The following is a 14,985-nucleotide window of genomic DNA, read 5'->3' on the forward strand; positions in this document are numbered from 1 at the left end:
GCGACCGCGTCAGCGGTCGTAGCGTCCGAGGTCGAACTCCTCGAGCGGGACCGCCGCACCGCTGCCGGTGCCGAAGTGGCCGTAGTCGACCTCTTCGTAGCCGGGCATCGTGTACATGGCGGCCTTCGCCTCGTCGGTCGGCTCGACCCGGATGTTCCGGTAGCGGGGCAGCCCCGTACCGGCCGGGATGAGCTTGCCGATGATGACGTTCTCCTTGAGGCCGAGCAGCGGGTCGCTCTTGCCGTTGATCGCGGCGTCGGTGAGGACCCGGGTCGTCTCCTGGAAGGACGCGGCGGACAGCCACGACTCCGTCGCGAGCGACGCCTTCGTGATGCCCATGAGCTCGGGACGACCCGAGGCCGGCGTACCGCCCTCGGACACGACCCGCCGGTTCTCGCCCTCGAAGCGCGAGCGCTCTACGAGCTCGCCGGGCAGCAGCTCGGCGTCCCCGGACTCGATGATCGTCACCCGCTTGAGCATCTGGCGGACGATGACCTCGATGTGCTTGTCGTGGATCGACACGCCCTGGCTCCGGTAGACCTCCTGGACGGCGTCCACGAGGTGCACCTGGACGGCGCGCGGCCCGAGGATGCGCAGGACCTGCTTGGGGTCCACGGCGCCCTGGATGAGCTGCTGGCCGACCTCGACGTGACCGCCGTCCTCGACGAGGAGACGGGACCGCCGGGAGATCGGGTAGGCGATCTCCTCCGAGCCGTCGTCCGGCACGACGACGAGCTTGCGCGAGCGCTCCGCGTCGTCGATCCGGACCCGGCCGGCCGCCTCGGAGATCGGGGCGACACCCTTCGGGGTGCGCGCCTCGAAGAGCTCCTGGACACGCGGCAGACCGTGGGTGATGTCACCGCCCTCGGAGGAGACACCACCGGTGTGGAAGGTCCGCATCGTCAGCTGCGTGCCCGGCTCGCCGATCGACTGGGCGGCGATGATGCCGACCGCCTCGCCGATGTCGACGAGGATCCCGGCCGCCAGCGAACGCCCGTAGCACCGGGCGCACGTGCCGACCTTGGACTCGCAGGTGAGGACCGAGCGGACCTTGATCTGCTTCACGCCGCGCTCGACGAGGGCGTTGATGTTCACGTCGCCCAGGTCGGTGTTCGCCGGGAGCAGGACCTCGCCGCCGACGACGACGTCCTCGGCCGACGAGCGCGAGTACACGCTCGTCTCGACGTCGTCGTGACGGCGCAGGCCGCCACCGGCGACCTCGGTCGCGATCGGCATCATGAGACCGCGCTCGGTGCCGCAGTCCTCCTCGCGGATGATGACGTCCTGCGCGACGTCGACGAGACGACGCGTCAGGTAGCCGGAGTCCGCCGTCCGCAGCGCGGTGTCGGCCAGACCCTTTCGCGCACCGTGCGTCGAGATGAAGAACTCGAGCACGGTCAGGCCCTCGCGGAAGTTCGCCTTGATCGGGCGCGGGATGATCTCGCCCTTCGGGTTGGCGACGAGGCCTCGCATACCCGCGATCTGGCGCATCTGCATCCAGTTACCACGGGCACCGGACGCGACCATCTTGTAGATGGAGTTCGTCCGCGGGAGGTTGCCCTCCATCTCCTTGGCGACCTCGTTGGTGGCCTGGGTCCAGATCTCGATGAGCTCCTGCCGACGCTCGTCGTCGGTGATGAGGCCCTTCTCGTACTGGGACTGGACCTTCGCCGCCTTGATCTCGTAGCGGTCGAGGATGTCCTGCTTGCCCGGAGGCGTGACGACGTCCGAGATCGAGACCGTGACGCCCGAGCGGGTGGCCCAGTGGAAACCGGCCTCCTTGAGGGCGTCCAGCGTCGCGGCGACGGCGACCTTCGGGTAGCGCTCGGCGAGGTCGTTGACGATCCGCGAGAGCTCCTTCTTGTCCACGTCGGTGTCGACGAACACGTAGTCCGGCGGCAGCGTCTCGTTGAACAGCGCGCGACCGAGGCTGGTCTCGAGGACGATCGGGTCGCCTGCCTCCCAGTTCTCGGGCGCGACCCACGACGCCGGCGGCACGACACCCGCGATGCGGATCTTGGCCTTGGCGTGCAGGTCGAGCTCACGGGCGTCGTACGCCATGATCGCCTCGGCCACCGAGCCGAACGAGCGGCCCTCACCGGTGACGCCCTCCCGCTGGGAGGTGAGGTGGTAGAGGCCGATGATCATGTCCTGGGTGGGCATGGTCACGGGCCGGCCGTCGGCCGGCTTGAGGATGTTGTTGCTCGAGAGCATGAGGATCCGCGCCTCGGCCTGGGCCTCGGCCGACAGCGGCAGGTGCACCGCCATCTGGTCGCCGTCGAAGTCCGCGTTGAACGCGGTGCAGACGAGCGGGTGGATCTGGATCGCCTTGCCCTCGACGAGCTGCGGCTCGAAGGCCTGGATGCCGAGGCGGTGCAGCGTCGGTGCACGGTTCAGGAGCACCGGGTGCTCGGAGATGACCTCCTCGAGCACGTCCCAGACGACCGGACGCGCGCGCTCGACCATGCGCTTGGCGCTCTTGATGTTCTGCGCGTGGTTGAGGTCGACGAGCCGCTTCATGACGAACGGCTTGAACAGCTCGAGCGCCATCTGCTTGGGCAGGCCGCACTGGTGCAGCTTGAGCTGCGGGCCGACGACGATGACCGAACGGCCCGAGTAGTCGACGCGCTTGCCGAGCAGGTTCTGGCGGAACCGGCCCTGCTTGCCCTTGAGCATGTCGGACAGCGACTTGAGCGGGCGGTTGCCCGGGCCGGTGACCGGCCGGCCGCGGCGGCCGTTGTCGAACAGCGCGTCGACGGCCTCCTGGAGCATCCGCTTCTCGTTGTTCACGATGATCTCGGGCGCACCGAGGTCGAGCAGACGCTTGAGCCGGTTGTTCCGGTTGATGACCCGGCGGTACAGGTCGTTGAGGTCGGACGTCGCGAACCGGCCGCCGTCGAGCTGCACCATCGGGCGCAGGTCCGGCGGGATGACCGGGACGCAGTCGAGGACCATGCCCATCGGCGAGTTGCGGGTCGTGAGGAACGCGGAGACGACCTTGAGCCGCTTGAGGGCACGCGTCTTGCGCTGGCCCTTGCCGGTCGCGATCGTCTCGCGCAGGCTCTCGGCCTCGGCGTCGAGGTCGAAGGACTCCAGCCGCTTCTGGATCGCGGCCGCACCCATCCCGCCCTCGAAGTACAGGCCGAACCGCTCCCGCATCTCGCGGTAGAGGATCTCGTCGCCCTCGAGGTCCTGGACCTTGAGGTTCTTGAACCGGTCCCAGACCTGCTGGAGCCGGTCGACCTCGGCGTCGGCGCGCTTGCGCAGCTGCGCCATCTCGCGCTCGGCCGACTCCTTGACCTTGCGGCGGACGTCGCCCTTGGCACCCTCGGCCTCGAGCTCGGCCAGGTCGGCCTCGAGCTTCTTGGCGCGGGCGTCGACGTCGGAGTCGCGGCGGTTCTCGATCTCCTTCTTCTCGACCTCGATGTTCGCCTCGAGCGACGGCAGGTCGCGGTGACGCGACTCGTCGTCCACCCAGGTGATCATGTAGGCCGCGAAGTAGATGACCTTCTCGAGGTCCTTCGGAGCGAGGTCGAGCAGGTAGCCCAGGCGGCTCGGGACGCCCTTGAAGTACCAGATGTGCGTGACCGGCGCGGCGAGCTCGATGTGGCCCATCCGCTCACGACGCACCTTGGCGCGCGTGACCTCGACGCCGCAGCGCTCGCAGATGATGCCCTTGAAGCGGACGCGCTTGTACTTGCCGCAGTAGCACTCCCAGTCCCGGGTCGGACCGAAGATCTTCTCGCAGAAGAGCCCGTCCTTCTCCGGCTTGAGCGTGCGGTAGTTGATGGTCTCCGGCTTCTTGACCTCGCCGTGCGACCACTGACGGATCTCCTCGGCCGTGGCGAGGCCGATGCGAAGCTCGTCGAAGTTGTTGACGTCCAGCAAGACGCTGCCTGCTTTCTCGTGGTGGTGCTGTGTCTTTGCTCGATGACTACGTAGCTGGCCGGCCGTGTGCGCCGCGGTCCGCGGCGTCCGTGCCGGACGGGGTGCCGCCCGCCCCTAGGGGGCGGGCGGTCCCGGACGCGCTCAGACCTCTTCGACGCTGCTCGGCTCGCGCCGGGACAGGTCGATGCCGAGCTCCTCGGCGGCACGGAAGACGTCCTCGTCGGTCTCACGCATGGGGATCGCCAGGCCGTCGCTGGAGAGCACCTCGACGTTGAGGCACAGCGACTGCATCTCCTTGATGAGCACCTTGAAGGACTCGGGGATGCCGGGCTCGGGGATGTTCTCGCCCTTGACGATCGCCTCGTACACCTTGACCCGGCCGAGGACGTCGTCCGACTTGATGGTCAGCAGCTCCTGGAGCGCGTAGGAGGCGCCGTAGGCCTCGAGGGCCCACACCTCCATCTCGCCGAAGCGCTGGCCGCCGAACTGCGCCTTACCACCGAGCGGCTGCTGCGTGATCATCGAGTACGGACCCGTCGAACGGGCGTGGATCTTGTCGTCGACGAGGTGGTGCAGCTTGAGGATGTACATGTAGCCGACCGAGATGGGCATCGGGAACGGCTCACCCGTACGACCGTCGAACAGCTGCGCCTTGCCGGTGCCGTCGATGAGACGGACGCCGTCACGCGTCTTCGTCGAGGAGTCGAGGAGACCGATGATCTCCTCCTCCTTGACGCCGTCGAAGACCGGCGACGCGACGCGCTGGCCGGGCTCGGCCGAGCGGGCCTCGTCGGACAGCCGGGCGGCCCACTTCGGGGTGCCCTCGACGGACCAGCCGCGGGAGGCGACCCAGCCCAGGTGCGTCTCGAGGACCTGGCCGATGTTCATCCGGCTCGGGACACCGAGCGGGTTGAGGACGACGTCGACCGGGGTGCCGTCCGAGAGGAACGGCATGTCCTCGACCGGGAGGATCTTCGAGATGACGCCCTTGTTGCCGTGCCGGCCGGCGAGCTTGTCGCCGTCGGTGATCTTGCGCTTCTGGGCGACGTAGACCCGCACGAGCTGGTTGACGCCGGGCGGGAGCTCGTCGCCCTCCTCGCGGTCGAACACCTTGACGCCGATGACCGTGCCGGACTCGCCGTGCGGCACCTTGAGGGAGGTGTCGCGGACCTCGCGCGCCTTCTCGCCGAAGATCGCGCGGAGCAGGCGCTCCTCGGGGGTCAGCTCGGTCTCGCCCTTGGGCGTGACCTTGCCGACGAGGATGTCGCCGGGGACGACCTCGGCACCGATCCGGATGATGCCGCGCTCGTCGAGGTCGGCGAGGACGTCCTCGGCGACGTTCGGGATGTCGCGGGTGATCTCCTCCGGGCCGAGCTTGGTGTCCCGGGCGTCGACCTCGTGCTCCTCGATGTGGATCGAGGACAGGACGTCGTCCTGCACGAGGCGCTGCGACAGGATGATCGCGTCCTCGTAGTTGTGGCCCTCCCACGACATGAACGCGACGAGGAGGTTCTTGCCGAGCGCCATCTCGCCCATGTCGGTCGAGGGGCCGTCGGCGATGACGCCGCCGACCTCGAGGCGGTCGCCCTCGTCGACGAGCACGCGCTGGTTGTACGCGGTGCCCTGGTTCGACCGGCGGAACTTCGCGATCCGGTACGTCGTGTGCGTGCCGTCGTCGTTCATGACGGTGACGGCGTCGGCCGAGACCTCGGTGACGGCGCCGGCCTTGTCCGCGACGACGACGTCGCCGGCGTCGACCGCGGCACGGAACTCCATGCCGGTGCCGACGAGCGGCGTCTCCGCCATGACGAGCGGGACGGCCTGGCGCATCATGTTCGAGCCCATGAGTGCGCGGTTGGCGTCGTCGTGCTCGAGGAACGGGATCATCGCGGTCGCGACCGAGACCATCTGGCGCGCCGAGACGTCCATGTAGTCGACCCCGTCGGCCGGCCACAGCTCCATCTCGCCGCCCTTACGACGGACGAGCACGCGGTCCTCGGCGAAGTGCTGGTTCTCCGCGATCGGCGCGTTGGCCTGCGCGATGACGAACTCGTCCTCCTCGTCCGCGGTGAGGAAGTGGATGTCGTCCGTGACGACACCGTCGTTCACCTTGCGGTACGGGGTCTCGACGAACCCGAACGGGTTGATCCGCGCGTACGTCGACAGCGAGCCGATGAGACCGATGTTCGGGCCTTCCGGCGTCTCGATCGGGCACATCCGGCCGTAGTGCGACGGGTGCACGTCACGGACCTCGAAGCCGGCCCGCTCGCGCGAGAGGCCACCCGGGCCGAGCGCGGACAGGCGGCGCTTGTGGGTGAGCCCTGAGAGCGGGTTCGTCTGGTCCATGAACTGCGAGAGCTGGCTCGTCCCGAAGAACTCCTTGATGGAGGCCACGACGGGGCGGATGTTGATGAGCGTCTGCGGCGTGATCGCCTCGACGTCCTGGGTCGTCATCCGCTCGCGGACGACGCGCTCCATCCGGGACAGGCCCGTGCGGACCTGGTTCTGGATGAGCTCGCCGACGGTGCGCAGACGGCGGTTGCCGAAGTGGTCGATGTCGTCGACCTCGACGCGCGCCTCGAACGGCTCGCCGTTGCGGGTGCCCGGCATCGTCGTGGCGCCGGCGTGCAGCGACACGAGGAAGCGGATCGTCGCGACGACGTCCTCGATCGTCAGGGTGCCCTGCTCGAGACCCTGCTCCAGCCCCAGCTTCTTGTTGATCTTGTAGCGGCCGACCTTCGCGAGGTCGTAGCGCTTGGGGTTGAAGTAGAGGTTGTCGAGCAGCGTCTGCGCGGCCTCGCGGGTCGGCGGCTCGCCCGGACGCAGCTTGCGGTAGATGTCGAGGAGCGCCTCGTCCTGACCGGCGGTGTGGTCCTTCTCGAGCGTGGCGCGCATCGACTCGACGTCGCCGAACTCCTCGAGGATCTGCGCCTCGGTCCAGCCGAGAGCCTTGAGGAGGACCGTGACCGACTGCTTGCGCTTGCGGTCGATGCGGACACCGACCATGTCGCGCTTGTCGATCTCGAACTCGAGCCAGGCACCCCGCGACGGGATGATCTTGGACGTGTAGACGTCCTTGTCGCTCGTCTTGTCGGCGGTGCGCTCGAAGTACACGCCCGGCGAGCGGACGAGCTGGGAGACGACGACGCGCTCGGTGCCGTTGATGACGAAGGTGCCGCGGTCGGTCATGAGCGGGAAGTCGCCCATGAAGACCGTCTGGCTCTTGATCTCACCGGTGGTGGTGTTCATGAACTCGGCCGTCACGAAGAGCGGGGCCGAGTAGGTCATGTCCCGCTCCTTGCACTCGTCGATCGAGTACTTGGGCGGCTCGAAGCGGTGGTCCCGGAACGACAGGGACATGGATCCCGAGAAGTCCTCGATCGGGGAGATCTCCTCGAAGATCTCCTCCAGACCGGAGGTGGTCGGGACGTCCTGGCGGGAGCCGGCGAGAGCGGCCTCTACGCGGCCCCTCCACTTGTCGTTGCCGAGGAGCCAGTCGAAGCTCTCCGTCTGGAGAGCGAGGAGGTTCGGGACCTCCTGCGGTTCCCTGATCTTTGCGAACGAGATACGGCCTGCTGCTGTGCGGGCGATCGAGCCAAGAGCGGACGCGGTGCGCGAGGCGGCCAAGAGGGGTCCTTCCACGGGCCTGCGGGCGTTACGGGCGCGCGCCGAGTGCCCCATGGCTGATCCACGGGTAGGCACAGGGCGGGCGCAAAGCGGCAGACTACCGTGCGCGCGAAGAGATGTCCAGCCGCCACGCAGGAGTGACCTCCCGGGACCTCGCGAAGCCTCTCGCGGGTCTGACCGGGCACCTCCTGGGCCGCTGGAACCTGTGCTGCGAAGCCCCCCGACTGCAGCCGCCTCGTGCCTGCGACCTGCCGTGTGGAGCCACAACGAGGATGACTGGCCGTAGGCGGTGCGTCAAGAGAACTCGGCCCTCGGTCGCTGCGTGGCGTGTCACGCCGTCACCCGAACGGAGCAACGACCGCACGGGTACGGACCGTGATCGGGGGAGGCACGCGCCGGTGCCCGTGTCCAGCACCGACACGCCCCGGGACGCGGAACGGGCGGCCGGAGGACCGGCCGCCCGTTCGCGGGTGGTGCAGATGATGCAGACGGTGCAGGTGGTGCAGCGAGCGCGCCCCGGACGGGGCGCGGCCTCACTTGACGGAGACGGTGGCGCCGGCGCCCTCGAGGGCAGCCTTGGCCTTCTCCGCGGCGTCCTTGTTGACCTTCTCCAGGACCGGCTTCGGCGCGCCGTCGACGAGGTCCTTGGCCTCCTTGAGACCGAGGGACGTGAGCGTGCGCACCTCCTTGATGACCTGGATCTTCTTGTCGCCGGCAGCCTCGAGGATGACGTCGAACTCGTCCTGCTCGACGACCTCCTCGGCGGCGGCGCCGCCGCCGGCCACACCCGCGGCCGCGACGGCGACCGGAGCGGCGGCGGTGACCTCGAAGGTCTCCTCGAACTTCTTCACGAACTCGGAGAGCTCGATGAGGGTCATCTCCTTGAACGCGTCAAGGAGGTCGTCGGTGCTGAGCTTCGCCATGGTGGCGTGTCCTTCCCTTGTGGATCCGCGAGGCGAGGGCGCCCGCGGTGGTGGCGGGCGGTTCAGCCCTCGGTGGTCTCCGCGGCGGCCGGCTCGGCCTCAGCGGGTGCCTCGGTCTCGGCCGCGGCCTCGACCTCGGCGGGGGCGGCCTCGGCGACCGGGGCCGGCGTGCCGGCACCGCCCGCGAGGACGCTCGGGTCGCTCTCCGCCTTGAGACGGAGCGCGTCGATGGTCCGCGCCGCCTGCGACAGCGGGGCGGCGAACAGGTAGACGGCCTTGCTGAGCGACGCCTTCATGGCGCCCGCCATCTTGGCCAGCAGAACCTCGCGCGACTCGAGGTCGGCGAGCTTCTTCACCTCGTCGGCGGTCAGCGGCTTGCCGTCGAGGACACCGCCCTTGATGACGAGCGCGGGGAACGTCTTGGCGAAGTCGCGCAGACCCTTCGCCGTCTCCACCGGGTCACCGGTGACGAAGGCGATCGCGGTCGGGCCAGCAAGCTGGCCGTCGAACGCGGAGATGCCCACGTTCTTCGCGGCGATCTCGGTCAGCGTGTTCTTCACCACGGAGTACGTGGCGTTGCCACCGATGCTCTTGCGGAGCTGGGTGAGCTGCGCCACGGTCAGCCCGCGGTACTCGGTCAGCACAGCGGCGTTGGACTCACGGAACCGGTCCGTGATCTCAGCAACCGCGGCGGCCTTGTCGGGCCTCGCCATGGCTCTCCTTCCGTGCAGTGGTGCCGGTCTGCGCAGAAGGGCCCGGACATGCGGAACGCCCCGGCGCAGGCGCACGGGGCGTCGGTGGAGACGTGCCGACCCCGCCCTGACGGGCGGTCGCGGTACGTGCTGCACGAGCGTCTCGTTCACCTGCGCGGGCCGCCCGCGTGATGCGGGACCTTCGACCACCCTTGCGGGGTGGCGACCGGCGGTCTTCGGCAGCCTCCAGAGTACGGGACGCGCGACGGGCTACCAAATCGCCTCTCCCCCAGCACCTCCGCGCCCGCCCCGCCCACCGCTCATGCTCGCGGCAGGTACCCGTTCGCAGCGCCGAACCGGGACAAAGTGCGCCGAAGGCGGTACGCGCCGCGAGCATGAGCGGTGGACGGGCGCCGTAGCCTCGGGGCGTGCCGCGCCTGCTCGTCGTCCACCACACGCCCTCGCCCGTGACGCGCGCCCTCCTCGAGGAGGTGCTCGCCGGGGCCCGGCACCCCGACCTCGGCGGGGCGGTGGACGTCGTCGCCTCGCCTGCGCTGTCGACCGGGGCGGCGGACGTGCTCGCCGCCGACGGCTACCTGCTCGGGACGCCGGCGAACTTCGGCTACATGTCGGGGGCGCTCAAGCACTTCTTCGACACCGTCTACTACCCGTGCCTGGGCGCCGTCGCCGGCCGCCCGTACGGGCTCTGGGTGCACGGCAACGACGACGTCACGGGCGCCGTCCGGGCCGTCCGGTCGATCGCCGGCGGGCTGGGCTGGACGGCGGTCGCAGCGCCGCTGGAGGTCACCGGGCCGGTCGACACCGGCGTCCGGGAGGCCTGCCGCGACCTCGGCGGGACGCTCGCGGCGACGCTGCTGGACTGACCGGGGGCGGCGCCCCGGACGGCGCCAGGGCCCGCCGTCCGGGTGGACGGCGGGCCCTGGCGATTACCGCTGCGGTGAGGGGCGACGCGTCAGGCGTCGACGTCCTCGGCCTCGAGGTTGCGCGTGCGGTTCGGGTCGACCGGGATGCCCGGGCCCATCGTCGTCGCGATCGTGGCCTTGCGGAGGTACCGGCCCTTGGCCGCGGACGGCTTGAGCCGGAGCACCTCGTCGAGCGCGGCGGCGTAGTTCTGCAGGAGCGCCGTCTCGTCGAACGAGGTCTTGCCGATGATGAAGTGCAGGTTCGCGTGCTTGTCGACACGGAACTCGATCTTGCCGCCCTTGATCTCCTCGACCGCCTTGGCGACGTCCATGGTCACCGTGCCGGTCTTGGGGTTGGGCATGAGGCCGCGGGGGCCGAGCACCTTGCCGAGCCGGCCGACCTTGCCCATGAGGTCCGGGGTGGCGACGACGGCGTCGAAGTCGAGCCACCCACCCTGGATCTTCTCGAGCAGGTCGTCGGAGCCGACGTAGTCGGCGCCGGCGGCCTCGGCCTGCGCTGCACGGTCACCGGTGGCGAAGACCAGGACCCGGGCGGTCTTGCCGGTGCCGTGCGGGAGGTTGACGGTGCCACGGACCATCTGGTCGGCCTTGCGGGGGTCGACGCCGAGCCGGAACGCGACCTCCACGGTCGCGTCGTACTTCGTCGTCGAGGTCACCTTCGCGAGCCGGACGGCCTCGAGCGGGGCGTAGAGCTTGTCCGCGTCGATCTTCTCGGCGGCGGACCGGTAGGCCTTGCTGCGCTGCATTGCTGCTCCTCGGTACGTGGAGTCGTGGTCTCGTGGGCCGCGCGGGCCCTGCCACTGCGGATGGTGCTTCAGGTGCGGTGCATCGGGTGACGCGTCGGGGGTGGTGCTCAGCCCTCGACGGTGATGCCCATGGAGCGCGCGGTCCCGGCGATGATCTTCGACGCCTGGTCGAGGTCGTTCGCGTTGAGGTCCTCGAGCTTGGTCTGGGCGATCTCGCGGACCTGGGCGGCGGTGAGCTTGCCGACCTTGGTCTTGTGCGGCTCGCCGGAGCCCTTGGGGACGCCCGCGGCCTTCTTGATGAGCTCGGCGGCCGGCGGCGTCTTCGTGATGAAGGTGAAGGACCGGTCCTCGTAGACCGTGATCTCCACCGGGATGACGCTGCCGCGCGAGCCCTCGGTCTGGGCGTTGTACGCCTTGCAGAACTCCATGATGTTCACGCCGTGCTGACCCAGCGCGGGGCCGATCGGCGGCGCCGGCGTCGCCTGGCCGGCGTTGATCTGCAGCTTGATCAGAGCTGAGACCTTCTTCTTGGGGGGCATGTCCGGGTCCTTCTGTTCGGTGGTCTGCACGGTCGCGTGACCGTGCGGTTCGGCCCGTTACGGGCCAGCGGACGGCGTGGCCCGTCGTCCGCGAACTCGTGGGGTCAGAGCTTGGAGACGTCCGAGAACGACAGCTCGACCGGGGTCTCGCGACCGAAGATCGAGACGAGCACCTTGAGCTTCTGCTGGTCGGCGTTGATCTCGCTGATCGTCGCCGGCAGGGTCTCGAAGGGGCCCTCCATGACCGTGACGGTCTCGCCGACCTCGAAGTCGACGACCTTGATCTCGGCCTTCGCGGGCTTGGCGCCCTCGGCGGCCTGCAGCGACGGCGCGAGCATCGAGAAGACCTCGTCGAGGCTCAGCGGCACCGGCTGGTGGGTGTGGCCGACGAAGCCGGTGACGCCAGGGGTGTGCCGGACGGCGCCCCACGACTCGTCGGTGAGGTCCATGCGGACGAGCACGTAGCCGGGGATCCGGACCCGACGGACGAGCTTGCGCTGCCCGTTCTTGATCTCCGTGACCTCCTCCATCGGGACCTCGACCTGGAAGATGAAGTCCTCCATGTTGAGGCTGGAGGTCCGGTTCTCGAGGTTGGCCTTGACCCGGTTCTCGTAGCCCGCGTAGGAGTGGATCACGTACCAGTCGCCGGGGGCGCGCCGCAGCTGCGTCTTGAACTCGGCGACCGGGTCGACGACGTCGCCGTCCTCGTCCTCCGTCGCCTGGTCAGCTGCCTGGTCAGCTGCCTCGTCGGCGGCCTCGTCGGTCGGCTCGTCGGCGGCGGCCGCCACGGGCTCGTCGTCACCGGCGGGCTCGTCGTCGGACGCGTCGTCCTCGTCGTCGGAGCCGGCCGGGGTCGCGTCGGCGACCGGGGCGTCGTCCGCCTCGTCGGCCTGCGCGTCCTCGTCGGACGGCGCCGCGCCACGCTCGAAGTCCTCCCACGTGGGGGCGGCCTCGCCCGAGACCCCGGTCGTGCTGTCGAGGTCGTCGTCCACGTCGAGGTGGGGGCTCTGCTCGGACACCTGTCGTCCTACTTCCTTCGCCTGTCGGTCGTTGTGCGGATCTGGCTCCGGCTCACGCCGGGCCCGGTGTCAGCTCGACCCGCCGAAGACCCACAGGACGAGCTTGCCGAACCCGTAGTCCAGGACCGAGACGAAGCCCATGACGGCGCAGACGAAGACGAGGACCACCGCGGTGTAGGTGACCAGCTCGTTCCGGGTGGGCCGGACGACCTTCTTCAGCTCTGCGATGACCTGCCTCACGAAGAGGCCGAGACCGCCCCCACGCCGCCGGCTCTTCGTCGCGGGCGTTGTCGTCACGAGATCCACCTGATCATCGACTGTCGGTTCGGGCCCGTCGCGCCTGGTCCGGCGACCGGCGAGGGTCTCCGCACCGCTGAGCCACGGGTCGTTCTGATCGTTCGCAGGGCAGGAGGGACTCGAACCCCCAACCGCCGGTTTTGGAGACCGGAGCGCTGCCAGTTGCGCCACTGCCCTAGGAGATCGTGAGCCGCCCCGACGGGCCTGCGGGGCAGGCGCCATCATGGCGGTTCGCAACCACCGGTAAGCGACTATACGCAACCCGGCGGCCCCGGGTCGAACCGACCGCGTGGCGCGGGTGGTAAGGAGGGGCCGACCCGCCGCGGGACGACGGGGTATTGCGTGGCGAGCCGTCCCGCCCGCGGTGGAAGGATGGGCCCGTGACCGAACAGACCATCCCGCAGGCCCCTCCCGTCGCCGACGACGCCGACGCCCCCGCCCGGGTGTCCCGCCGGATCGGCTCGATCGCCGAGTCGGCGACGCTCGCCGTCGACGCCAAGGCCAAGGCGCTCAAGGCCGCCGGCCGGCCCGTGATCGGCTTCGGCGCCGGCGAGCCCGACTTCCCCACCCCCGGCTACGTCGTCGAGGCCGCCGTCGCCGCGTGCGCGCAGCCCGCCAACCACCGGTACACCCCCGCGGCCGGCCTGCCCGAGCTGCGGGCCGCCGTGGCCGCCAAGACCGCGCGCGACTCCGGCCTGTCGGTGACGCCCGAGCAGGTGCTCATCACCAACGGCGGCAAGCAGGCCGTCTACCAGGCGTTCGCGACGCTGGTCGACCCGGGCGACGAGGTGATCCTCCCCGCGCCGTACTGGACCACCTACCCCGAGGCCATCCGGCTCGCGGGCGGCGTCCCCGTCGAGGTCTTCGCCGGCGAGGACCAGGACTACCTCGTCACCGTCGAGCAGCTCGAGGCCGCGCGGACGCCGCGGACGAAGGCGCTGCTGTTCTGCTCGCCGTCCAACCCGACCGGCTCGGTGTACCCGGTCGAGGCGGTCCGCGCGATCGGCCGCTGGGCCGTCGAGCACGGTGTCTGGGTCATCACGGACGAGATCTACGAGCACCTCGTCTACGACGGCGTGCGCGCGGCGTCCATCGCCGTCGAGGTCCCCGAGCTCGCCGACACCTGCGTCGTCCTCAACGGGGTCGCCAAGACGTACGCGATGACCGGCTGGCGGGTGGGCTGGCTGATCGGTCCGAAGGACGTCGTCAAGGCGGCCACGAACCTGCAGTCGCACCTGTCGTCCAACGTCGCGAACGTCTCCCAGCGCGCCGCGCTGGCCGCCGTCTCGGGCGACCTGGCGGCCGTCGACGAGATGAAGGTGGCCTTCGACCGCCGCCGCCGGACGATGGTCCGGATGCTCAACGAGATCGACGGCGTCGTCTGCCCGACCCCGCAGGGCGCCTTCTACGTGTACCCGAGCGTCAAGGGCGTCCTCGGCCGGACGATCCGCGGGCGGACCCCGCAGACCTCCGCCGAGCTCGCGACCCTCATCCTCGAGGAGGCCGAGGTCGCGGTCGTCCCCGGCGAGGCGTTCGGCCCGAGCGGCTACGTGCGCCTGTCGTACGCGCTCGGCGACGAGGACCTCGCCGAGGGGGTCGGCCGGATCCAGCGGCTGCTCGCCGAGGCGCGCTGACGCCCGGCCGGGCGCACCGGGCCGGGCCGGTCGGGACGGTCGGGACGGGCGGGCGGGACGGCGGTACTAGCCCGAAGGTGCATCTGGCCGCTGCGGCCGTGGGCTGGCAGAACTGAGGGTGGCCGGGTGTCGTTCCGCACCCGGCCGCCCTGCCCGGCTCCCGGTGGAGGTCCGTCGCCCATGTCCCGCCCGCTCAACGCCCTCGGCTCGATCGCGTTCGTCGTCGTGGCGGCCGCGGTCGCCACGGGGGCCGTCTGGTCGGCGGCGCAGCCGCCGCCGCCGGAGCGGGTCGTCCGCGGGGACCGCAGCCTGCACCTGTCCGACGCGTCCCAGTCCGAGCCGTCGGACGACGACTCGCCCACGGCCCGGGCCACCCCGAGCGCGTCCCGCGACGACGACGGGGACGACGCCGGCGACGACAAGGGCGGTCACGGGAGCGACGACGGCGACGACGGCACCGAGGCCGGGGACGACAAGGGCGGGCTGCGCAAGAGCGGCTCCGGCGGCTCCGACGACACCCAGGCCGACGACAAGGGCGGCACCCGCTCCGGTTCGGGCAAGGGCAGCGACGACAGCAGCGACGACAGCAGCGACGACAAGGGCGGTTCGGGCAAGGGCGGCTCCGGCAAGGGCAGCGGCGGGCACGGCAGCGACGACTGACGGCACGGCCCGCGAG

General features: G+C 70.2%; 11 protein-coding genes and 1 tRNA gene. 3 read left to right on the top strand and 9 right to left on the bottom strand.

Annotated elements, in window-relative coordinates; translation table 11 throughout:
• Positions 1-9 precede the first annotated feature (9 nt).
• The 4 genes from ECOMGDLI_RS20705 to rplJ form a co-directional block, all read right to left on the bottom strand.
• On the bottom strand, positions 10-3,888 hold the full coding sequence (locus ECOMGDLI_RS20705) for a DNA-directed RNA polymerase subunit beta' (protein WP_088318765.1): 3,879 nt from the start codon (positions 3,886-3,888) through the stop codon (positions 10-12).
• A gap of 141 nt (positions 3,889-4,029) precedes the next feature.
• On the bottom strand, positions 4,030-7,515 hold the full coding sequence (gene rpoB / locus ECOMGDLI_RS20710) for a DNA-directed RNA polymerase subunit beta (RefSeq protein WP_088318766.1): 3,486 nt from the start codon (positions 7,513-7,515) through the stop codon (positions 4,030-4,032).
• 533 nt (positions 7,516-8,048) lie between these two features.
• Positions 8,049-8,438 carry a 50S ribosomal protein L7/L12 gene (rplL, locus tag ECOMGDLI_RS20715; protein ID WP_088318767.1) on the bottom strand — a complete coding sequence of 130 codons (390 nt, stop codon included), beginning with the start codon at positions 8,436-8,438 and terminating at the stop codon, positions 8,049-8,051.
• Positions 8,439-8,500: 62 nt separating this feature from the next.
• Positions 8,501-9,151: a 50S ribosomal protein L10 gene (gene rplJ / locus ECOMGDLI_RS20720; protein ID WP_088289624.1), complete on the bottom strand. Its 651-nt coding sequence runs from the start codon at positions 9,149-9,151 to the stop codon at positions 8,501-8,503.
• A 407-nt stretch (positions 9,152-9,558) separates the two neighbouring features.
• Here rplJ and ECOMGDLI_RS20725 point away from each other — a divergent pair, with 407 nt between their 5' ends.
• Positions 9,559-10,014, top strand: coding sequence for a flavodoxin family protein (locus tag ECOMGDLI_RS20725; protein WP_088318768.1), 456 nt, complete (start codon positions 9,559-9,561; stop codon positions 10,012-10,014).
• An 89-nt stretch (positions 10,015-10,103) separates the two neighbouring features.
• Here ECOMGDLI_RS20725 and rplA read toward each other — a convergent pair whose 3' ends face one another.
• From rplA to ECOMGDLI_RS20750, 5 genes are all read right to left on the bottom strand, one after another.
• Positions 10,104-10,820 (bottom strand): 50S ribosomal protein L1, encoded by a 717-nt coding sequence (gene rplA / locus ECOMGDLI_RS20730; RefSeq protein ID WP_088289621.1) that lies wholly within the window; start codon positions 10,818-10,820, stop codon positions 10,104-10,106.
• 107 nt (positions 10,821-10,927) lie between these two features.
• Positions 10,928-11,359, bottom strand: coding sequence for a 50S ribosomal protein L11 (rplK, locus tag ECOMGDLI_RS20735; RefSeq protein WP_088289620.1), 432 nt, complete (start codon positions 11,357-11,359; stop codon positions 10,928-10,930).
• Between the two features lie 104 nt (positions 11,360-11,463).
• Positions 11,464-12,378 carry a transcription termination/antitermination protein NusG gene (gene nusG / locus ECOMGDLI_RS36315; protein WP_255396013.1) on the bottom strand — a complete coding sequence of 305 codons (915 nt, stop codon included), beginning with the start codon at positions 12,376-12,378 and terminating at the stop codon, positions 11,464-11,466.
• 69 nt (positions 12,379-12,447) lie between these two features.
• Positions 12,448-12,675, bottom strand: a complete 228-nt coding sequence (gene secE / locus ECOMGDLI_RS20745) for a preprotein translocase subunit SecE (protein ID WP_158221086.1) — start codon at positions 12,673-12,675, stop codon at positions 12,448-12,450.
• A gap of 104 nt (positions 12,676-12,779) precedes the next feature.
• Positions 12,780-12,852: transfer RNA gene (locus ECOMGDLI_RS20750), tRNA-Trp, on the bottom strand.
• A gap of 203 nt (positions 12,853-13,055) precedes the next feature.
• Between ECOMGDLI_RS20750 and ECOMGDLI_RS20755 the strand changes: the two genes are divergently transcribed.
• On the top strand, positions 13,056-14,309 hold the full coding sequence (locus tag ECOMGDLI_RS20755) for a pyridoxal phosphate-dependent aminotransferase (protein WP_233153562.1): 1,254 nt from the start codon (positions 13,056-13,058) through the stop codon (positions 14,307-14,309).
• Positions 14,310-14,489: 180 nt separating this feature from the next.
• On the top strand, positions 14,490-14,969 hold the full coding sequence (locus tag ECOMGDLI_RS20760) for a hypothetical protein (RefSeq protein WP_088318770.1): 480 nt from the start codon (positions 14,490-14,492) through the stop codon (positions 14,967-14,969).
• Positions 14,970-14,985 lie beyond the last annotated feature (16 nt).

It is taken from the genome of Kineosporia sp. R_H_3 (assembly GCF_002198675.1).
Lineage (GTDB): Bacteria > Actinomycetota > Actinomycetes > Actinomycetales > Kineosporiaceae > R-H-3.

Coding starts and splice junctions, on each gene's coding strand:
- rplL (WP_088318767.1), bottom strand. CDS start 8,438: ATGGCGAAGCTCAGCACCGACGACCTCCTTGACGCGTTCAAGGAGATG.
- rplA (WP_088289621.1), bottom strand. CDS start 10,820: ATGCAGCGCAGCAAGGCCTACCGGTCCGCCGCCGAGAAGATCGACGCG.
- rplK (WP_088289620.1), bottom strand. CDS start 11,359: ATGCCCCCCAAGAAGAAGGTCTCAGCTCTGATCAAGCTGCAGATCAAC.
- ECOMGDLI_RS20760 (WP_088318770.1), top strand. CDS start 14,490: ATGTCCCGCCCGCTCAACGCCCTCGGCTCGATCGCGTTCGTCGTCGTG.
- rplJ (WP_088289624.1), bottom strand. CDS start 9,151: ATGGCGAGGCCCGACAAGGCCGCCGCGGTTGCTGAGATCACGGACCGG.